Below are 20,403 nucleotides of genomic sequence, written 5' to 3' on the forward strand. Positions count from 1 at the left end.
TGTTGTGAGGCACCCCGGCCTGGCTGGTTGGCGACGCGTCGTAGCGACGTCATCGCCGAGGCTCGCTAGGCGCAGATGAAAGCCGCCCAGTCCTCTTTCAAGGTAGAGGTGGACGCGAGGAACGCGGGCAATCCGTGCATCGACCGCGCGAGTGAGCCGGGTTATCCTTCGGATCCGGCGGGTCTCTAAACGGCTCTAGCTATGCCGCTCGCTTTGGTACGCCGCCTTCTGCCGATTGGTTTTGTTTCTAGATGTCGGAGCTTACTTCGAAGTTTCTCCACCTCTCTGAGCTCCTCCAGAAGCGCCTGGTGCCGTTCGCTCAGAACAGCACTAGAAGAAATTTGACGCGTACTCGACATCACATGCCTCAGAAAAGGACTTAACTAGGAAGTCGACGAAAACGGAAGACAAAGAACGCCCGACTGAAGCTCAATGAGCTAAGGCCGCGGCGGCCAGATGTTCCCAGTACTCTGCCTCTGCAAGCAATTTCCAGCTTCGCGCAGGTTGGAGTACAGCAGTCTGACGGCAAAGCAAGGCCATTGCGCGAAAGCGGCGGGCAGCTTCCATTCCAACCTCCCAGGTTTTCTTTTCCCCAACATATTTTTTAATTTTGTGATGGAGTCATCATGATTATATACAATAATAAAATAAATCGGTTGTTTTGCTTTTCCCGCACCCAGGGCAGATGCGCCGGCTACCGAGCCCGTAACAATGATGACGGGTCCTGGCTGCGCGCTACGCTCTAGAGCGTACCACCATCCCGCGATGGTCCGCCTCGCAAGGTGGGGTCCAGGAGCCTCTATGATTGCGGCACACCGGTGCAACTGACGGGAATCATGCGGCTGCAAGGCAGCGATCAGTGCGATCGGAATCTTCGAACGGATCACCTCACCCGTCGTGACAGATGTGCTGCGTCGCGCCTTCGCAGGTCGCGAAATTTGCTCCATGTGCGCGGGCCAGGGGCGCAGCATCCGGTCGATTATATCGCCCTCACATGATTACCTATTAATCTTATTATAGCGCTGCTCATCCGTAATAATCCGGTGATTGCTTACCGACTCCAGCCAGCGCTCTGCCCAGGATCCGATTGTTGGTTGGCCTATCGTATTTGATTTACGGCGCTTTTGTCGATTCTGAGATTGTTGTGACGGCTCGCTTCGCAGTGCGTCGATTTAAAATCGGAATTATATATTAAATGTTGACGCTAATAAGTATTTAATGAATAGTTTGTCGCTGGCGGGGCCGGAGATAAATCCGCAGCCGCTGAAGTTGCCAAGGTGTCTGAAAAATCCATCTTGAAAGAAGGGATTCCTCTATGTTGCATCATTTCATCGAGACCAAGGAAGCGTTGAAGCGTCTGCGGACGGACCAGGACGGCGTGGTGTCATTCGAGTACATCATCGTCGCGGTTTGCATCATCGGCGCAGTGTCAGCTGTGTTCGGCGTTGGGGCCGGCGGTGCGATCGGAACCGCGCTGACAGGCGGGATCACCGCGATCACCACCGCTTTTACTGCGGCAGTCTGATACGGCCGTCCGGCCAGAGGGGGGCATCGGAATGTGTCCCCCTCCGAATGTTATTTCTCTCCATTCTTATTGTTGCTGTGCCTTCCCACCACCCTGAGGCATGCATGAGCTGGGTTTCTTCCATCGTCTCGATACTGGAAATCTCGTTGTTGCTGTATGTCGCAACGCTCGACGTCGCGACCCGCACGATCCGAAATGACGTCTGTCTCTTGCTGGCGCTGCTCGGGATCGCCCGTCAGCTTGCCAGCCCAATGCAACTTGCCGAATCCCTCATCGCCGCGACGCTCCTGTTCCTGCTGCTGCTCGCGCTCTACCAGCGTGGCGGGATTGGCGGGGGCGACGTCAAGTTACTGGTAGCTTTGGCCATTGGCCTGCCGCCGACGGGCTTGATTGAGTTGCTGGCGGTAACCGCGCTGGCCGGGGGCGTTCTTGCCCTGGTGCATCTGGTGATGCGCGTCCTGCCATATCCGAAATTGGCGCCGGTCGGTTCGTCGCTCGCACGGCGCGTCTACGCGATCGAGCGCTGGCGCCACGTGCGACACGCGCCCCTGCCTTACGGGGTGGCCATAGCGTGCGGTGGCATCTGGACCATCTCGAGCAGAGGATTTTGACATGTCATCCACGTTGCGCCTCTCGATCATCCTGGTGCTCTTGCTCGCAACCACCGCATTCGGGCTGATCGCCTACAACATGAACCTGCCGAAACAGGTTCCGGTAACGGTTACGGCGCAAGGGCCGGCGCCTCCTTCGACTGTCGGGTATTTTGTCGCGGCACGTCCGCTGTCGAAAGGTACATTGGCCCGCGAAGAAGATTTCGCCGTGCGCTCGGCGTCGCCTGAACGCCTTCCCGCAGGGGCGATCCTGGAAACACCGGACTCGAAGGCCGGACTTCCCGGCTCTCTGGTCCGCAAGTTCGTCGACGCTGGCAGTCCCATCACCTTGCAGGACGTATTGCGACCTCGGGATCGTGGCTTCCTGGCCAGCGTCCTGGCACCGGATAGCCGCGCGATCAGCATCAAGGTGGACGAGGAGTCTGGCGTGTCGGGGCTGATCAGGCCGGGTGATCATGTTGATGTCTTGTTGACCCAGGTGTTCGAGAAGGCAGATCCCGCGCGCCGGGCCCTGAGCGAGACCGTTCTAGGAAACGTTCGAGTCATCGCGATTGACCAGGAAATCATGCAGGGTGGCCGAACCGTAAGCTCGGTAGCCGGCTCGGTGGCCGGCAAGCAAGCGCAGACTGTATCGTTGGAGCTTGCCCCGGACCAGGTCAAGAAGATCACGGTCGCAAGGCAGCTCGGAACGCTTTCCCTGGCGGTGCGGGCCGCAGTCGAGCAGTGGGATACGGCGGACACTGGCGCCATGTCCAGCTGCGATGTGTCGCCGGAAATCGCCCGCCAAAATGCGATTGCCGGCCGGACAGCAGCGGTCGTTGTTCATTCCGGTGGTCAGATAAAACAATACTCCGTCAGGAAACAGGAATCTGCCGACGGCGACGTTCCGATCAACTGCGACGGGTCGGAAGTGTCCCGCCGCGGAGCGACGATGGTGGTTCAGGCAGGCAAGTTGCTGGAGAAACGTTGATGAGCGTTAACATAGCGGCCCTCAGCACTCCTGAAGAAGCGACGTCTGTTGTCGCCCGCAATCGAATCGTCTGCTTCGTCAATGACGAATTGAGTGCCGCGGCTCTGCGCAAGGGCCTTGAAGGCAGCAATATTTCGATCAAGCGGGGCACGATCCGCAATGCCATACGGATGCTCGAAACGGACACCGAACTATTCGCCCTGGTGACGGACATCAGTGGTATCGATGATCCATTTGCCGAACTGGAGCGGCTGGCCGGCGTCTGTCCGCCCGATGTCCGGGTGGCTCTGATCGGTGAAAGCAGGGAGATCACCTTCTATCGCGCGCTTATGGAACTCGGCCTGACCGAGTACCTGCCGAGACCGATCACGCGGGACATGGTGCTGGACCAGCTGCGCCCAAAGCTGCTGGGCGATCGTGCGCCGGCGCCGACCGACCGAGGCGGGCATGTGATCTCGATCTGCGGCGCGCAGGGCGGTGCCGGCGCAACGAGCATCGCCATCAATCTTGCGCTGCAACTGGCGGAGACCACCAAGGCCAAGGTCGCGCTGCTCGATCTTCATCTTCAAGGCGGCGAAACAGCGGTGATGCTGGGTGTTCAGCCCGGACCAGGCCTGCGCATCGCCCTGGAGAACCCGATGCGGGCGGACACGTTGTTCCTCGAGCGCGCCGCAATCGCAGTCAACGAGCGGGTTAGCCTGATTTCCGCCGATGAGGAGCTGGACGCTCAGCTCGACATCACCGAAGCGGGCGTGAGGCACGTCCTTGGCCTGCTCCGCCAACGATTCAACTACATCGTTGTCGATGTCCCGGTCCCGTTTCCGTCATCCATCCATCCGGTGATTTCTCTTTCCCGGCACGTGCTGGTGCTGCTGGAGGCGGAGGTGACCGGACTTCGCAATGCCCACGCACTGCGGGCCGCCGTCACCAACATTGCCGGCAGGGATCGGGTCTTCACCTTGCTGAACCGTGCCAATCGCCCGGGGGGCCTTCCCAGGGCCGCGGTGGTCAAGGCGTTGGGGACAGAGCCTGACATGGTCGTACCCGATCTCGGGAAGGGCATGACCCAGGCGGTCAATCTCGGAATTCCCGCGCTGAAGCACGTATCTGCACTGCGACGCCATCTCGCGCCGATCGTACGGGAGATCACGGGGCTTGGCGCCGAGCAGAAGGGACGGCTGAGGAGGCTGCTGGGGCTATGAGAAAGTTTGGTAGGCGCGACGAGGAAACGCCGGTTCGCTTGCCTGCATCGACGCCGAGCTTGGCTGCAACGACGCCAAGCGTGCCTGCATCAACCTCAAGGCGCGACGAGGCTTCGATTGACCGGCCGGTGATGCCAGCTTCGCTGCGCGAACGCGTCATTGAGCAGATTGAGCCATCGGTGGCCGCAACTGTTTCGCGTGACGTCCTTCGGCGCCAGATCGAGGAAATCATCCATGGCATCGCCAATGAGGAACGGCTCGAACTGTCGGGTCGCGAGCAGCTTCAACTGGCGGACGAGATTGCCGACGACATGACCGGCTATGGGCCGCTGCGTCCGCTTCTGCTCGATCAATCGATCAACGACATCATGATCAACGGGCCGAGCAACGTTTATGTCGAACGAGCCGGCAAGCTGGAGCGGATCGCGGTGCGCTTCCGCGACAATGATCACATCGCATCGGTGGCCCAGAAAATTGCCGCGCAAGTTGGACGGCGCATCGACGAATCCAGTCCGATGGTGGATTGCCGCTTGTCCGACGGCAGCCGCGTCAACATCATCTTCCCGCCGCTGGCGATCCACAGCCCCTGCATCTCGATTAGAAAGTTTCCGAGCCGCCGCCTGGATATCGCCGCACTGATCGAAAACGGCTCGATGACCGCAGCCGTCGGACAGTTGCTGGAGATTGCCGCCCGGTGTCGGCTCAATGTCCTGGTCTCCGGCGGCACCGGGTCCGGCAAGACGACGCTGCTCAACGCCATGAGCCAGTTCATCGATCACAGCGAACGCGTCGTCACCATCGAGGATGCGGCGGAGTTGCAGCTCCAGCAGCCGCACGTGATCAGCCTGGAGACCCGGCCTCCCAGCCTTGAAGGCACGGGGCAGGTGACACAGCGCGATCTGTTGTGGAATGCGCTGCGCATGCGTCCTGACCGGATCGTCGTGGGCGAGGTGCGCGGGGCCGAAGCGTTTGACATGCTGCAGGCGATGAACACCGGCCATGATGGTTCGATCTCCACGGTCCATGCCAATAGTGCTCGCGACGCCCTGACCCGCATCGAGAACATGGTGCAGATGGGGCAGGTGAATCTGCCGTCGCGAGCCATTCGAACTCAGATCGTCGCTGCACTGGATCTCATCGTGCAAGTCGAACGCATGCGCGATGGGCAACGTCGCATTATCCAGATCAGCGAGGTGATGGGGCTGGAATCGGATGTGATCACCACCAATGACATCGCAACATTCGAATACCAGGAGGAGGACGACAATGGGCGGATCTCGGGCACTTACCGGGCCACCCTTGCAGTCCCGAAATTCAAGAGCCGTCTCGTCTATTTCGGGCTCGATCGCGCCTGGGCCGAGGCAGTGAGGCAGATATGATACCTGAGGCCGTGATCGTCGCTGTTCTGGTGCTCGCGATGTGCGCAGCCGTCGGCTCGTTATGGCTCGACGGCCGGGAGCGACGCATGGACCGCCGGCTGGCGGTCGCTCTACCGGCCTCCCATCCGGCCAGCCTGCCATCCATTCGCCGGGCGGAGACCGGCTCCCGGTATCTGCTTCTCCACCGTTTGGCCAATTACAGGCCCGAGATGATTCACGCCTGGCATCCGGCGTATGTGCTGCTTGCTGCCGCTATCGCCGTAGCAGCGATCTTCTACGCTAATCGCCTGCTGGGATTTTCCGTTTTCTACGTGTCTGTCGCGGCTGCGATTGCCGCCGTGGTAGTCGTGCGAGGTCTGTTTGGCTGGCAGCAACGTCGGTTCGCCAGTCAACTTTTCCGGCAGCTGCCTGACGCCATTCAGCTGGTGACGAGTACGGTTCGATCGGGTCTGCCTGTGCACGAAGCATTTCGCACCATCGCGCGCGAAATGCCGCAACCGACGTCTGGACAATTTGCAATCGTATGCAGCGAAATGAATCTGGGAAGACCTCCGGAGGAAGCCGTCGAAGGCGTCTATCGGCGAACGCAAGTGGCAGAGTATGCGATGTTTGCGGTGACACTTGCGGTTCAATTGAAGTCCGGCGGCAGCTTGGCCGAGACCTTGCAGACGCTGGGCGACACGGTGAGTCAGCGTGTTGCGCTCGCTGCTCGCGCCAAGGCGCTGGCGGGAGAAGTGATCTTTTCCTCGCGAGCACTCACGATCTCGCCCCTGATTGCCGGAGCATTGCTATACGCGGCCAATCCGCAGAACGTCGATCTGCTGTTCACTGACCCGACCGGAAACAAGCTTCTGGCTTACGCGGTAGTCTCGGTGCTCATCGGGCATCTGGTGATAAGTTGGATGGTCAGGCGGGAAACAGAACTATGACTTTTGGTCTCGGGCTGGCGGCCCTCGCAGTCGTAGCTGGAACGGCGGCCTTCATGTTGATCATCCGCGAACTACACGTCCGTGCATTGGACACGCGGGTCTCAAACGCCGTGATGGGTATCCCTTACCGTTCAGCCCCCTTCAAAGACCTGACCGGTTGGTTCTCGTGGCTGGGCATGCGCTATCGGCGCTTCTACGCCGAGGAGAATCTGGAGGAGCTACGAACGGTCCTCCACTCATCTGGATTCAATCATCATAGAACCTTGCCGATCTGGATCGGCATCAAGATCGTCAGCATGTTCGCGCTGCCGGTCATTGCGCTGCTTCTGGCGCAACTTTCGGGAAGGAGACCTGCCGACGTGCTGGTCTTCACGCTGATGGGTGTGGTGATCGGAATCTTGGGTCCGCGATTGGCTCTGTCGGTGATGAAGCGGCGCTTTGATGCTGCCATTCGGCTGGGCACGCCGGATATGATCGATTTGCTGATCGTGTGCAGCGAGGCGGGAATGGGCCTGGAAAGCGGGCTGGGGCGTGTCGCCGAAGAAATGAAGTCGACCAATCCTGCCATGGCCTGGGTGCTGCACCGACTCCTTGATGATCTCCGGATACTGCCAAGCCGCGTCGAAGCATTCGAGAATTTGGCGGTCACTTCGGATGGTCTTCGCCGGTTCGGCACGATGATCAGCCAGAGCTTGCAGTACGGAACGCCGTTGGGCCAGGCGCTGCGCAGTATCGCGCTCGACCTGCGGCGGGAACGCATCACCAAGCTGGAAGAAAGGGCGCACAAGTTGGGCGCCAAGCTGACCATTCCGATGGTGCTGTTCCTGCTCCCAGCCATGTTCGTCATCATGGGGGGAAGTCCCGTTCTTCACCTCGTGCGTTCGTTCGCCAGCTTCGGAAAGTAGCCATGAGCACAATTGCCCTCTCCAAGAGCGGATCTTACGACCGGATCATGCGGCTGCTTGGCAGCTTGTGGTTCTTGTTGCTGGCTCTTTGCGTCGCCGTCAGGATTGGGGCGTCGCTGCACGATCCGTGGCCCTCGCTCTTGTCGAGCTTTTGCCTCGGCATCTTCTACATGCTCCTGGCGCTGTTGATCATGACGCGCTCACCGGCAAAGGCGCATGCCGATGGCCTGCTTCCAAGAATAGCTGCCTTCGTCGGCAGCTATCTGCCGTGGTCGATCAGCTTCCTCGGCAAAACCGACGACACGCTGCCCAACCTGGCATCGACGGCTTGCGTGCTGGTCGGCACGATCATGATGCTCGTCACCATCCGACATCTGGGTCGGTCGTTCAGCCTGGTGCCGCAGGCGCGCTCGGTGGTCCAGACCGGACCCTATCGATGGATCAAGCACCCGCTCTATGTCGCCGAAGAAATCGTGGTGCTGGGCGTCGTGCTGCAATACCTGACACCGGTCACGGTGATGGTCCTGGTTCTGCATATAGGCATTCAGGTCTGCCGAATCCTTTACGAAGAAGACCTGCTTCGGCGCAATTGCCCCGAGTATTCGAGTTACGAAGCATCACGTTGGCGAGTGATTCCTTACGTTTGGTGAGCGGCTATGCGTGGCCGGATTGTGGTGGACATGGTTCAGATCGCTGCGGCTCGGGTGACGCGATCGCACGTGGCAAGTCCCCGTGGAGGCAGGCGCGCGTATCGTAAAGGGTCCTTCGTCGCCGATCAGCGCGGCGCCGTCGCGTTTGAGACAGTCATCGTTTACATTTTCATGGTGTCGTTCCTGCTGATGCCGCTTGCCGACGTCGCTGCCGCGGGCTTCCGGTTTATCTCTGCGTGGTCGGCCTTGCGCTCATTCGGACAATACATTCAATACAAGAGTCCGCCCGACCCGGCGAACCCGGGGACCTGGGTGTCGACGCTGCAGACAACGGTCGCCGGGCATACCATCGGCAACATCCAGGTCATGTGCGGAAGCACAGCCTGCAACTCCGGCAACCTTGGTTTGACTCCCAAGTACTTTACGTTTTCGACGACCGTCACTTTGGCCCCGATTGTGTTGACGTCGGTGCTGTGCCCCAGCAGTTGCACGTACACGCTGCCTTACTCCGAACGTTTCCAGTAGGTGTTCTCATGCGCAGTCTGCTCCGTTCCAGACGAGGCTCGGCCGCATTCGCAACAGTCATCGTGCTGATTCCGCTCATCGGCGTGGTCGCACTCGGGGCCGAGGCGGGATCGTGGTACGTCACCAGGCAGCACGCGCAGAATGCCGCCGATGCAGCGGCCTACTCGGGCGCCCTGCGACTTGCATGCGACAATGCTGGTGTGCTCTGCGATACATCAGTGGATTATCAAGCAAAGGAATTCGCGGCACAGAACGGGTTCTGCAACACCGGCGATACGGCCTATCCGGGCACCAACTGTGCGCCAAGCCTTCCAACGGGAATCTCGCGGGCGGTGCAGATCGACATCGGCAGCTATAGTGCGGGTGCGTTCACAACGCCGCCCGCAGGAGGCGGCGGTAACGCCGTTCGCGCCCTCGTCAGTCAGCAACAGCCGGCCTACTTGTCGGCAGTGCTGGGTTTGACGACCGTCAACATCCCCGCCCAAGCCATCGCTCTGGTCGAACTGCCGAGCAAGGTGTGCGCCTTGGCGCTCGGACCTGATCCGAACGGCGGCGGAGGGGCGCTTAAGATTGCCGGTAACGTCAGCAACAACGGCACGGGTTGCCCGATAATGTCGGATGCCAGTGTTCAGTTTGCCAGCACTGCCTCTTTCACCGGTTCGGGATGGGCCGTCTTGGGTGTAACCGGCTGTAGTCCAGCCAGCACCTGCGCCAATCCCGGCGTCACGTACAACTATTTCATGCCGTATGCCAACAATCCACTTAGCAAATTGGACAGCCAATCGTTCAATAGCTTGACCTCGAGCGGGAAGCCAAACGATTTGGCATGCAGTGGTACGTTGACGCCTAATACCCCGCCGAGCAGCACTAACCTGTACCGCAACCTAACGTGCACGACCGGGAACGCGGTAGATTTTAGTCCGGGCACGTACTTTTTCTACAATGGCACGATAAGATTCAATGGCGGAACCATCACTTGCAGTGCCTGCACACCCTGGCCACCGGCTGGCACAGGTTTAGGCGTCACTCTTGTATTACTCGGGGATTCCAGCATTTCCATCTCTGGCGGCGCTGTAGTTAATCTGTCCGCGCCTTACACCAACACTTTCTCTTCTGATCTGAACGGCGTTCTGATTGATGATCAAGCACCGAGCAAGAGCAGTAATCAGGTCACCATCAACGGTGGTTCGGTTAAGCTGGGTGGTGCGATGTATTTCCCGCACGTCGACGTGACCTGGAACGGAGCGACGCAAAGTACCAATACGACCTGTTCACAAGTGATCGCCAAAACTCTCACCATGGGCGGTGGCGGCTTCCTGAGCACGGATGGATGTAATCCGGTCACCGTCCCTTACACCCAAGTTGTCCGCTTGGTGCAGTGATGAGAAAGCTCGATCAGCGGGGCATCGCATCGTTCGAGTTCATCCTCGCCTTTGTGTCCCTTTTCATGTTGATCTTCGCCATCTTCGATCTCGGACGCTATGCGATCACGATGCAGTCCTTGCGGACGCTCGCGAGCGCGGGGGCCCGAGCGGTCATGATCAACTGCTACACGCCTGCCTTGCTTCAAAGCCCGCCTCAGTCGCCGTCAAGCTGCGCGGGCGATCCCATGTCCACAACCGCAAAGCAGACTGCCGCGCCGTTCCTGTATCGCGGCGGTCTCACGCCGACGCTGAGCGTGGCATCCAGCGGCACCAATTTGACAGTGACCGCTTCTCAAGCCGGCTTCACCATGCTGATGCCGATATGGGGTACGACGCTCAATGCACCGAGCGCGTCAACGCAAATTCCCTTCTAGGCAAAATATGGCAACGTGCCTTACCCATCTTGGCCGACATCGCCTCGGGTCGGCGCTCGAGCTGGACAAACCCCTCGGAATCGAACTGCGCCAAAGCAATCTGAGCCTGGCCAAGTGCCGTTTGGAGACGACGAGCCGACGCCGTTCGATCGTGAGCCACGACGGAATCGCGCAAACGTGGTCGTGCTGCAGCAGTTCTGAACGGAGCTGCAGAGAGAAATGATGCGCGCCCGCAACATTGGAAAGTTTTCTTTGCCACTTGAGGCTGTGCGGTAAGCGTCTCTTCTTGCACGCAGGCAGCATCAAGGACGATGATCTTGGAAACGCGAAGTAACGAATTGTAGTCGGACATCTTGTAAGCTCTGCGGCGTGGTGCGCAGAGGGGAACTATTGGGGATATCGAGCACGTAGATTTGCGGGGGAGCCGCGGATCGCAGTTGGGGGGACTCGAATGGGTGGCGGTCGCATTTCGGGTAAGATAAGGAGGCTTCTCGCCTTCAGCGTGATGGGTCTTGGCGCGGCGCTCGCCTCCTTTGCGTCCGCTGACCCCGCGACAGCGGCAGACCGGCGGGGCTCCTCCGGCGGCGGCGTCTTCGTCAGCGAAATGAACGACGTCCAGCGGGTCAAGGTGGTGGTCAACAAGTCACGCACCTTCAAGGTCGATACGGCTTTCGCAACTATCGTGGCCGGCTCGCCCGACATTGTGGACGTGAAGTCGCTCAGCGATCACCTGATCTACGTCCAGGGCAAGCAGACCGGCACCACCAACGTCATCCTGCTCGACTCCTCGATGAAGCAGATCGGCATCCTCGACGTCGAGGTCGTGATCGATACCGGCAATCTCCAGCAGAATATCCGCAGCAGCACTGGCGGGCACGGGATCCGCGTCTCGGCTTCCGAGGGCCAGGTGGTGCTCAGCGGAACGGCCGCCGATGCGGTTACGGCCGAGCGGGCCATGGCGATCGCCACCAGCACAGTCGCGAAGGGGGGCACTGTCGTCAACGCGATGAGTGTCGCGGCGCCGCAGCAGGTGATGCTGGAGGTGCGTTTTCTCGAGGTCACCCGGGATGCCGGCCGCGACCTCGGTGTGAACCTGTACGCAGCGAATGCCAACGGGACCAACGTCGCGAATACGGGACGTGGCAATTTGAGCACTACGGCGGGCCGGCGACCGATTGGTGGTATCAACACCGCCAATAGCCCCCTGGGCGTTGGCGGCGGCGCTGTCGGTGCCCCCCCAACCGGCAGCCTGCCGTTACTCGGAACAGCTGGTACGCTTCTTGGCACAGCGGGCGGCATAGCTCCGATCCCGTTCGGAAGCTTGTTGACCAGCATCGTCCGAACCAGCAATGGCGGTTCGGTGGACTTGTTGATCTCTGCGCTGGAAACCAAAGGATTGGCTCGCAGGTTGGCCGAGCCGAACTTGACCACGCTTTCCGGAGATGCAGCGCGCTTCCTGGCCGGTGGTGAGTTTCCAGTGCCGATTCCGAACACGACCGCAGCCGGCTTTCCGACCATCACCATCGACTACAAGAAGTTCGGTGTCGAACTGGCCTTTGTCCCCACCGTGCTCTCGCGGGGGGTCATCAACCTTCGGGTGGAGCCGTCGGTCAGCGAGCTTGATTTCGCCAATGCAGTGACGATTCAGGGGACGACAGTTCCGGCGTTGACCCGCCGCGATGCACGGACCACGGTGGAGCTGCGGGACGGCCAGAGCTTTGCGATCGCCGGCTTGCTGCAAACCCGCAACCGTCAGGACGTTTCGCAATTGCCCTGGATCGGTTCGGTGCCCGTGCTTGGAGCCTTGTTCAGCAGCAAGTCGTACCAGCAGGAGGAAACCGATCTCGTCATCATCGTGACGCCGCGCCTGGTCGCACCGGCCGCGCCCGGTCAGCAATTGGCGTCACCGCTCGACTCCCGCCTTCCGGCCAACGACGTCGATTTCTTTCTCAATGGCCAGATGGAAGTGCGCAAGCGTTACAATGACTACGTCAACTCCGGAGGCGACGTTAAAGGACCCTATGGTCACATCATCGCTCCCGAGCTCACTGCGACCATTCCGGCACCCGCTGTTGCGAACCAGCCCGTCGTAAAAACGCTCAACTGAGAAGGAAGCGGGAGATGACCATCAGGTATCTGGCTCTGTTCGCACCGCTGCTGCTCGGGGGATGTTACGGGGTGGCCGGTCATGACGAGGTGGACCGCTATTTCCAGCGCTCAGACACCATCACGATGAGTGCCGGCAATGCCAAGGAGGTCAACGCGGTCACCCACACAATCCATCCATGGCCGCGAAACGTCGGTGATCGCAGGATCACGTACGACGCCCGGCGCGTGGGCGCCGCCGTGACTCGCTATGGCAACACGAAACAGCCGGTGGATCAGCTTCCCGACATCGGCGATGCGACGAAACAAATGGGCGTGCGGACTGCCCCAACCCAGAACGTCAACATAGAAGGATTGGGGGCTGGATCGACTGCTGGAGTATCAGTGCCGGTTGGTGGAGTAGGCGTAGGCGGCAGGTAACGATTTTTAGTGCGTGGTTTTGGCGATGTTGTTTGCGAACGGCGCAGTGAAGTTGCTGCGACGTGCGGGGGACCAAGGGGTTATGCGACGTATCATCTTCATGCTGACCTGTTGCTGGTTGGGGATCGGCCTTGCGGGGTGTGATCATACGCTGAGGCAGGCTGCCGTCGTCGCTCCCGTCGAGCCGCCTGGGGGGGACCCCGTGCAGGAGCCGACGGACGTCAAATATTATCCCTCGGACGAGCCGGTACGGCTGGGCTTGGAGCATTTCAACCGCGGCAGCTACGGGTTAGCCAATCGCTATTTCAGGGATGCGGTCGAGAAATCGCCGAAGGACGTGACGGCCTGGGTTGGACTCGCGGCGAGCTATGATCGGATACGTCGCTTTGATCTCGCCGATCAGGCCTATGCCCAAGCGATCCGGCTGGGCGGCGAAACCGTGCAGGTCCTGAACGACCAGGGATATTCGTACATGCTGCGCGGCAATCTGAGTGCGGCGCGCCGAAAGTTCGAGAAGGCCTATTCGCTCGATCCAGGCAACCCGGTTATCGCCAATAACCTCGAGCTTCTCAATGGCAGCCGGCGGTTCATTGAAAGACCACCGAACAACCAGCCTTAAGAGGGCGATCGACTACTGCGATCGCGGCCAGTTCTCGTCAATTGGGCCCAATTACAGCATCAGCGTGACGGCTGCCGCTGCGGACGATGACAACAACGCCATTGCGAACGGTAAATCTCGCGCCGAGCAGCTTCCGCACCTTGTCCGTGATCGGAGAGGAAAAGGGAACGGTTTCTCCCACGACGGGATCGCCGACCTTTGTCGTCTCAGTCGCGGGGCCAGCAACTGGTGCAGGCTTGATATAGTCTCGGACAAGCTGAATCTCTTCACGTGACAGGATGAGCGGAGCCTGGTCGCCTTGGATCTCCGACGGCGGTTTGGGTATTCCACGGCTTGCCTTTTCGCGCATCTCGTTCGTGCTTGCGATCTGATCGAGCCTGGCTACGCGTAGCTTGAGTGCGATGATATCACGTTGCAGTGTTGCGATCTCCAATTTGCGCGCGTTGACCTGCATGAAGACAATGATCGCGCAAACGCAACTCACGACGAAGCCGACGCTCAGCAGTGCGATCAACCAGCGCTCGAAGTTTCCCGTCGACCCCCCGGTCGTTCGGGGGAGTTGATCGCGCTGGAGATGGCGCCGCCAGATGCGACGTGCTCGGTCGATCCAATTGGTAGGGCCCGTTACGCCGGCCCCCGCCCGGCCCGACCCAAAATGCGCGGGTGACGAGGCGGCTTTGTCTCGGGCCGGTTCAACGGACGACGACGTGTCGACTTGCTCAAGCCCAAGATTGTCGGCGACGCGATCCGCCGTCGTCAGATGCGCGGCAGGGTGGAACGGATCCATCTGCTTATCGAGCCGGCCCATCTCCGCTCTCCATGCAGCTATCTATCAACTTCGCCAGTTCCGCCGACGCGGCAGAATGAGGGTACCCGAGGATTCGATCAATCGGAACGGAAAAGGCTCCAATCCGCCGCGTGAGCCGCTCCAACGGTAGCTTGCAAGACACACGGCGCCAACCAGATGCCAGGGTCTACCCCGCGGATGCTCCGACCGCGCGGATGTTAGCCGGTGAAATGCAGCACTTTGATCGTGCGACGAACGCCCACTTTCAGTCGGATAAGCCCGGTCGTGCGACCAGCAAGTCATTGATCGTTCTCAACCCAAGGCTGACTCTTAATCAGCGGGTCCCAGGTTCGAGCCCCGGTGCGCCCACCAAGTTCTTCAAGGACTTGCCTTCGCGAACCGTTTGAGACGACCGATTAAAACGGTTTTTCAATCGGTGATTTTGGCGACCAATCGGCGGGGCCACTCTCGGCATTGTGATCTACTTTACCCGCCGAGGCGGAGGCGAAGCCGACTCGAAGGCCGCCCGACAGAACCGCTTTCAACGTTCTGTCTGGATTAGAGCCGGCCGACATAGCCGGCATCTTCCCACTTCGTTTCTTGTCGTCGGCGACGCATGGGGGCAGCTGCGCCGCGCTGCGAGTATGTAGAGAGACCGGCGCATCCTGGCCACGGCAACCCCACCTCACAGCAGGATTGTCGCTGCGAGTGGCACCAGTCATGCCGTCAATGCCGCTCGCGCAACGATTCCTGTCCTCTCGTCAGGCTCGGCGCCGTCGAGAAAGACTTTCACCGCGGTGCGAGCGCGCAAATCGATGTCGGAAAGCGTTGGTACGTCGCCGAGCTGAAGCACGGCCTCCAGATGGACGTTTCCATGGAGCATCCCAAGAAACTGGCGGGCGCCGGCTTCGCAATGTGCTAGATCGATTTCTCCGGCCTGCTTCGCTTTTGCCAGAATTTTCGTAAGGACCGCGATGGCTGGCGTAGGTCCATGTTGCGCGTAGGCCCGTGTCGCATCGGGGTAGCGGTCCGCTTCAAGTATGGCTGTATAACAGACCTCCAGCAACGACGGCGTCATCATCGTTTCGAGGAGATTGCGCCCAATGATGATGAGTAGTTCCCTGAGTGGCAAGGAAAGCTGGTCGGCACTGACGCTCAGCGCGTTGGACGAGTAATGGCTGACGACTTTGGTGAACTGGTCGACGAGAAGTTGCTGCACGTTCTCGCGCCGCGTTGACCTTTCGCGCAGTAGCTGCCGGTAGAGACCGTGCGGTGTCCATGTCCAGCTCGGTCGGCCGAGCAAGAACGCCGAGAGAACCGCGCAGTTCGACCAACCGCGAAGCTGGCTCGCCTTGCCCGGGACCGCTTCGCGGACCCGCAGGATATCGCCCGTCGCACCCCACCGAAGAAATCTGACGGCATCGGCCGGTGGCAGGATCGTCACCATCATGCGCGTCCACCACGGCTCAACGAGCAGCCAACTCCCCGTGCTCGTGGGCCGCATGGCAAAGACATGCTTATGCCTGTGATGGACGAAGCGATGCCACCATTGCCGGCGAAGGCCGGGCACGAAACAGACGATCCAGTCGGCGGGGTCGACTGTCACCAGGGACCCATTATCGTCGATGCTGTTCGCCAGGTCCGCCGGGACGTCGCCGACGACCTTCAGTCTTGAAGGGCTCTCGCTCGGGCCAGACCATCTTGACCGGCCAATATCATTGGCTGCGCTCATCGCTTTCTGCTCCTCGTGCTCCCACATCCATGAATGAAGCTTTCGATACTGGCTCTGACGCGGTCGGCGGCTGGGGCTTCGAGGCTCATTGCCGGATTCAGCATCAGCGCCTGGTAGAGCGGTTCTCTCAATAGTCCCAGCAGTTGCTCGGCGTATAGCTGAGCGTCCGATATCGACAGGATCCCCCGCTCATCTGCTGCGGACAGAAACTCCCGTAGCTTGAGTGTGACAATCGCTTGTCCCGCCTCGTGCACCCGCTTCTTCAGCGCAGGATTGCGTGCACCCTCGTTCATCATCATCCGAACGAACCCGACCAGGGTGGTCGAGTACTCCTCCCAGGCAACGCGGCCGAACGCGATGAGTGTCTCGCGTGCATCATCTACGGTGCCGGGGTGCGCTCTCCTCACCAATGGCTGCGATATGAGGGAGGCTTTGTGTTCGGCGATCGCGACAATGAGATCGTCGACGCTCTCGAATGCCGATAGAATGTCTTCCCTCGAGTATCCGCTTCGATCCAAGATATTGTCGAGGTGAGCGGGCGCGCCGCTCGGATTGGCGAGAGCCTCGCTGACCGCCAGCACGATCTCGGCGCGAGGGTCTGGCCTCGACACGGCATTGGCTTGGCGGGAGGGTTTCGACGCGGGGTATGTCATGTACGGCTCCTCGGTTCGGGCTAACTGCGCCGCGCGCTTCTTCGCGTGCAGGGCAAACGCGATCTTGATGGTGACCAGAACCGGCGCAGCGATGACGAAAAGAAGAGCGATGGCAGCGAACGCGGTGTCGAAAGCGATCACCGTGGATTGACCGGTGAGGGCTCGACCCAACAGACCCATCGCAGTCCGGCCGGCGGCCACGCTGTCCATTCCTCGTGCTGCGAGCATGGCACTCGTCGTTCCCAGCCGCTCGCTGACCGCGGGAAGGCCTGCGGTGACACTGGCGCCAAGCACCGTGGCATTGGTGGTGACATTGTGGTCGATCATGGTCTGGAGCCCGGCTACCCCCATGAGGCCACCGAGCTGGCGCCCGGCGTTGAAAAGACCGATGCCGGACGCTCGATTGTGGTTGTTGAGGTCGCTGAAAGCGATAAGGGTGATCGACAGGAAGAGGAAGCCAAGTCCAAAGCCGCGAAGCAGGATGGCGGCCATCATGTCGTCGGCGCCACTTTCGCTGGTCGAGCCGGACAGCATCCACATCGCGGCCATGATCATCAGGATTCCGAACGGCACCGTGGCGATAGGGGGAGCGCCCCTGACCTGCATGAGAAAGGCAGCAATGAGGAGCGCGCCGACGAAAAGCGCGCCGCTCGGCAATAGGAGCTGGCCGGCCTCACTTGGCGTGAACGCGAGTACGGACACGGCAAACGACGGGATCAGGAACGCGCTGCCGAACAAGGCGGCACCGGCGACGAAACTGACGATGAAGGCGAAGGAAAAATCGCTCGACCGGAACAGGGTGAAATCGAACAGGCCTTGGCTTTTGGCCATCGCCTGTTGGCTGAGAAACGCCAGCAAGGCGGCTGCGCCGATCACGGTCAGCCACGCGATGCGAGGCTCTTCGAACCAGCGGCATCGGCTGCCTTGGTTGAGAACATAGGTGAAGCAGAAGAATGTGACTGAGATCAGCAAGAAGCCGACCCAGTCGAACGGAAGGCGCGAAGCCGCAACGGGCCTGGGGCCGTCTGCGATCAGCAGAAGTCCGATAGCGGCGAGGGCTACCGGAACAACGCCGAAGAAGATCCATGCCCACGACTGGCTGTCGATCAACCATCCCTGGAGCGCCGGAGCGATGGTCGCAGGAGCCACCACAGACCCCATCGCAAACAGAGCCTGAAGGATCGGCTGGCAGGATCGCGGATAGGCGAGAAAAATGATCGACTGTCCCGCGACAAGCAAGGTGCCGCCGGAGAAGCCCTGTATGATGCGGAGTGCGACCAGCAGATCTAACCGATACGTGATGGCGGCGATGCCGCAGGTAGTGCCCATGACCAGCGTCGAACCGATGATCAGGCGGCGCGGACTGGTGCGTGTCATGAGCCAGGAGGCGGCCATGAACCCGACTAGCTTCGTTGCGGTGTATCCGATGTCCAGCCAGGCGAACTCGTCGGGAGTCGCATGGGTGTCGCCAATGATGTCGTTGCGTCCGAGCGAGAGGACGGTGCTTGCGATCGCCTCCGTCAGAGTGGCGAGCACGATGCCTGCGACAAGAATGCTTCCTGCCGCGCGCCTGTCGTAGCCTGGCGTGGCGTCGGCGATCGCGGTCATGTGCCGCTTCCTCGATCTATTTCGACACGCGCCGACAGGCCAGGCACGACGCGGCCGGGCAATGGATTTCTGTCGAAGCGGATTTTCACAGGCACCCGTTGAACGACACGAATGAAGTTCCCCGTCGCATTGTCAGTGGGGAGCAGGGTGAACGCAGAACCGCTGCCGGGCGCAAAGCTGTCCACCACACCTTCAATTGTCTGGTTCGGATAGCCGTCCACCTTGATGCGGGCGCGCTGACCGGGCCGGATATGTTCTATCTGGCTTTCCTTGAAGTTCGCCACCACCCACACGTCCTTGACCGGAACGATATCGAGCAAGGAGGTGCCCGGCGTGACAAGCCGGCCGACGCGAACCTGGCGGTTGCCGACGACGCCGTCGACCGGCGCATGCACCACGGTGTGGTCGAGATCGATCTGGGCGAGATCGCGTGCGGCGTGCGCTTGCGCCACTGCAGCAAGTGCAGCTTCGCGCTGGCTGGCAAGGACGGCGATGCGTGCCCGCTGGGCCTCCACCGTTGCCGCCGCCGCCGACACCCCCGCCTCGGTTCTCGATAGCGCCGCATCGCTTTCATCGACCTGCGCCTGGCTGACCGCGTTGGTGCGGATCAGTTCGCGGCGGCGATCGGAGGCCTTTCGCGCCAGATTCAGCTCGGCCACGCTCGCAAGTCTTTGAGCTTCGGCCTGCCGTATCAGGGCATGCTGGAGTTGGATCTCCGCATCGACATTGGTGAGGCGGGCTTGGGCGGCTTCGACATTGGCCTCGGCTTGCGCCAGGCGTGCGCGGTAGTCGCGATCGTCGATCCGGAACAGGACGTCGCCTGCACGAACGGTCTGGTTATCCTGAACCTCCACGGCCGTGACGTAGCCTGCAGCCTTCGGCGCGAGCGAGGTCATTTCGCCGCGAATATAGGCGTTATCGGTGAATGTCTCGTTCGAATGGGCATACGCCCAGCCACCAGCCACAAGCACGGCAGCGCCGAGGCACAGCACCAAGCCGACCGCCTTCTTGTTAACATGCACCACGATACCCTCCTGCAACGGTTGTTGTCGCTGACAGCTCTGCCAATTCACTCACGGTCCGGCCGCCATCGGCGGAGATCGCGGTTTCCCCGCAATTCGTCGCCAAACCTAGTTGCGCACCGTTATGGCCTTCTTGTATGTCGCGGGGTCATCGAGGATCTTGACCAAATACTCGGCCACGTCCGCGCGGGTGGCTGTTGAGGTGATGTTCCAGCGCAGATCGGTCCCGGCCCTCAGGTTTCCGCGAGCACGCTTGAATGTCAGCGTCGCCGGTCGAACGATCGTCCAATCGCAGTCACTCTCCCGGACAGCTGCCTCCTGCGCCTCCTTGTCTGCCATCACCTCCTTGAGTGCGAGCTTGACCATGAAGCCTGCGCCAAAACTCCCGGTGTGGTAGCTCTCACCGACACTCACCGAGCTCTCAACGATGAGTCGACTCTGGCCTGGAGGCATGGCGGCCAGAATGTTCTTGGTTCCCACCGAGCAAACCGGGACACCGGGCTGGCGTCGACCCAGATCCTCCTTCGCCTGAGGTACCATCCCCAACGTGCAGATCACCGCATCCGCACCTTGGACCGCAGAGGCCACCGAGGCTGCATCCATTGCATCGCCCTCGACGATCCTGAGATTCGGATGCGTCAAGGGCATGCGCTTCGGGTCACGGACAAAGGCAGTGACGACGTGACCCGCGGACAAGGCGGACTCAACGACGAGCCGTCCTGTCGACCCCGTTGAACCAAAGACAACGACGTTCATCACACTCTCCCATCGCGCGGCTTCGAGGCGCGATCGCCGTGCGGAGGGTCCGTGAAGCCAGCAGCATCTTTGCGCGGACACTCAGGTTGCGCCGGGGTCATCAACGGGAGCGGGCACTCACTGTGGCGGGTGGCTTCCTTGATATGCATGTGCACGCAGAAGGCGCTGCCGTTGAGCTGCGAAGCACGCACGGTCTCGCGTTTCAT

Annotated in this window: 20 protein-coding genes and 1 pseudogene; 14 read left to right on the top strand and 7 right to left on the bottom strand. The window is 60.6% G+C overall.

Features of this window, described 5'->3' with window-relative positions; translation table 11 throughout:
* The first annotated feature begins 1,315 nt into the window (after positions 1-1,315).
* From I6F24_RS23820 to I6F24_RS23870, 11 genes are all read left to right on the top strand, one after another.
* The gene (locus I6F24_RS23820) at positions 1,316-1,525 is read left to right on the top strand and encodes a hypothetical protein (protein WP_036008144.1); all 210 of its coding nucleotides are present in this window, start codon (positions 1,316-1,318) and stop codon (positions 1,523-1,525) included.
* Positions 1,526-1,629: 104 nt separating this feature from the next.
* Positions 1,630-2,136 (top strand): prepilin peptidase, encoded by a 507-nt coding sequence (locus tag I6F24_RS23825; RefSeq protein WP_050996277.1) that lies wholly within the window; start codon positions 1,630-1,632, stop codon positions 2,134-2,136.
* A gap of 1 nt (position 2,137) precedes the next feature.
* Positions 2,138-3,106 carry a Flp pilus assembly protein CpaB gene (gene cpaB / locus I6F24_RS23830; RefSeq protein ID WP_036031705.1) on the top strand — a complete coding sequence of 323 codons (969 nt, stop codon included), beginning with the start codon at positions 2,138-2,140 and terminating at the stop codon, positions 3,104-3,106.
* On the top strand, positions 3,106-4,308 hold the full coding sequence (locus tag I6F24_RS23835) for an AAA family ATPase (protein WP_036031703.1): 1,203 nt from the start codon (positions 3,106-3,108) through the stop codon (positions 4,306-4,308). The genes cpaB and I6F24_RS23835 overlap by 1 nt, the downstream gene beginning before the upstream one ends.
* Positions 4,305-5,687 carry a CpaF family protein gene (locus tag I6F24_RS23840; RefSeq protein WP_036008135.1) on the top strand — a complete coding sequence of 461 codons (1,383 nt, stop codon included), beginning with the start codon at positions 4,305-4,307 and terminating at the stop codon, positions 5,685-5,687. Before I6F24_RS23835 ends, I6F24_RS23840 begins: the two co-directional genes overlap by 4 nt.
* Positions 5,684-6,616, top strand: coding sequence for a type II secretion system F family protein (locus I6F24_RS23845; protein ID WP_225150328.1), 933 nt, complete (start codon positions 5,684-5,686; stop codon positions 6,614-6,616). The genes I6F24_RS23840 and I6F24_RS23845 overlap by 4 nt, the downstream gene beginning before the upstream one ends.
* Positions 6,613-7,521, top strand: a complete 909-nt coding sequence (locus I6F24_RS23850; protein WP_036008129.1) for a type II secretion system F family protein — start codon at positions 6,613-6,615, stop codon at positions 7,519-7,521. Before I6F24_RS23845 ends, I6F24_RS23850 begins: the two co-directional genes overlap by 4 nt.
* 2 nt (positions 7,522-7,523) lie before the next feature.
* Positions 7,524-8,171 (top strand): methyltransferase, encoded by a 648-nt coding sequence (locus I6F24_RS23855; RefSeq protein WP_057026672.1) that lies wholly within the window; start codon positions 7,524-7,526, stop codon positions 8,169-8,171.
* A gap of 30 nt (positions 8,172-8,201) precedes the next feature.
* Complete coding sequence (locus tag I6F24_RS23860) at positions 8,202-8,696, top strand: hypothetical protein (RefSeq protein ID WP_225114733.1); 495 nt, start codon at positions 8,202-8,204, stop codon at positions 8,694-8,696.
* An 8-nt stretch (positions 8,697-8,704) separates the two neighbouring features.
* Positions 8,705-10,078 carry a pilus assembly protein TadG-related protein gene (locus tag I6F24_RS23865; protein WP_036031695.1) on the top strand — a complete coding sequence of 458 codons (1,374 nt, stop codon included), beginning with the start codon at positions 8,705-8,707 and terminating at the stop codon, positions 10,076-10,078.
* Entirely contained in the window at positions 10,078-10,494 is a 417-nt protein-coding gene (locus tag I6F24_RS23870) for a TadE family protein (protein ID WP_225150331.1), read from the top strand. The genes I6F24_RS23865 and I6F24_RS23870 overlap by 1 nt, the downstream gene beginning before the upstream one ends.
* On the opposite strand, the gene I6F24_RS23875 is transcribed toward I6F24_RS23870, so the two are convergent.
* Positions 10,457-10,846 (bottom strand): hypothetical protein, encoded by a 390-nt coding sequence (locus I6F24_RS23875; RefSeq protein ID WP_146207697.1) that lies wholly within the window; start codon positions 10,844-10,846, stop codon positions 10,457-10,459. The genes I6F24_RS23870 and I6F24_RS23875 overlap by 38 nt on opposite strands.
* Before the next feature lie 99 nt (positions 10,847-10,945).
* On the opposite strand from I6F24_RS23875, the gene I6F24_RS23880 reads away from it, so the two are divergent.
* From I6F24_RS23880 to I6F24_RS23890, 3 genes are all read left to right on the top strand, one after another.
* Entirely contained in the window at positions 10,946-12,601 is a 1,656-nt protein-coding gene (locus I6F24_RS23880) for a type II and III secretion system protein family protein (protein ID WP_225150334.1), read from the top strand.
* Positions 12,602-12,615: 14 nt separating this feature from the next.
* Positions 12,616-13,020, top strand: a complete 405-nt coding sequence (locus I6F24_RS23885) for a hypothetical protein (RefSeq protein ID WP_036008116.1) — start codon at positions 12,616-12,618, stop codon at positions 13,018-13,020.
* Positions 13,021-13,102: 82 nt separating this feature from the next.
* A complete protein-coding gene (locus I6F24_RS23890) occupies positions 13,103-13,639 on the top strand; it encodes a tetratricopeptide repeat protein (RefSeq protein ID WP_085969012.1) in 537 nt (178 codons plus the stop codon).
* Between the two features lie 37 nt (positions 13,640-13,676).
* On the opposite strand, the gene I6F24_RS23895 is transcribed toward I6F24_RS23890, so the two are convergent.
* The 6 genes and pseudogenes from I6F24_RS23895 to I6F24_RS23920 all read right to left on the bottom strand — a co-directional run bounded on the left by I6F24_RS23895 (position 13,677) and on the right by I6F24_RS23920 (position 20,197).
* The gene (locus I6F24_RS23895) at positions 13,677-14,447 is read right to left on the bottom strand and encodes a hypothetical protein (RefSeq protein ID WP_225150336.1); all 771 of its coding nucleotides are present in this window, start codon (positions 14,445-14,447) and stop codon (positions 13,677-13,679) included.
* A 697-nt stretch (positions 14,448-15,144) separates the two neighbouring features.
* Positions 15,145-16,158, bottom strand: coding sequence for a TetR/AcrR family transcriptional regulator C-terminal domain-containing protein (locus tag I6F24_RS23900; RefSeq protein ID WP_083235141.1), 1,014 nt, complete (start codon positions 16,156-16,158; stop codon positions 15,145-15,147).
* Positions 16,155-16,811: a TetR/AcrR family transcriptional regulator C-terminal domain-containing protein gene (locus I6F24_RS37640; protein ID WP_225150694.1), complete on the bottom strand. Its 657-nt coding sequence runs from the start codon at positions 16,809-16,811 to the stop codon at positions 16,155-16,157. The genes I6F24_RS23900 and I6F24_RS37640 overlap by 4 nt, the downstream gene beginning before the upstream one ends.
* Positions 16,812-16,841: 30 nt before the next feature.
* Positions 16,842-18,419, bottom strand: a pseudogene (locus tag I6F24_RS23910) (DHA2 family efflux MFS transporter permease subunit); the annotation flags it as partial.
* Positions 18,416-19,444: an HlyD family secretion protein gene (locus I6F24_RS23915; RefSeq protein WP_225150338.1), complete on the bottom strand. Its 1,029-nt coding sequence runs from the start codon at positions 19,442-19,444 to the stop codon at positions 18,416-18,418. The gene I6F24_RS23915 and the pseudogene I6F24_RS23910, both read right to left, overlap by 4 nt.
* 105 nt (positions 19,445-19,549) lie before the next feature.
* Complete coding sequence (locus tag I6F24_RS23920; RefSeq protein WP_225150340.1) at positions 19,550-20,197, bottom strand: NAD(P)-binding oxidoreductase; 648 nt, start codon at positions 20,195-20,197, stop codon at positions 19,550-19,552.
* Positions 20,198-20,403 lie beyond the last annotated feature (206 nt).

This window comes from Bradyrhizobium sp. BRP23 (genome assembly GCF_020194135.1).
GTDB lineage: Bacteria > Pseudomonadota > Alphaproteobacteria > Rhizobiales > Xanthobacteraceae > Bradyrhizobium > Bradyrhizobium yuanmingense.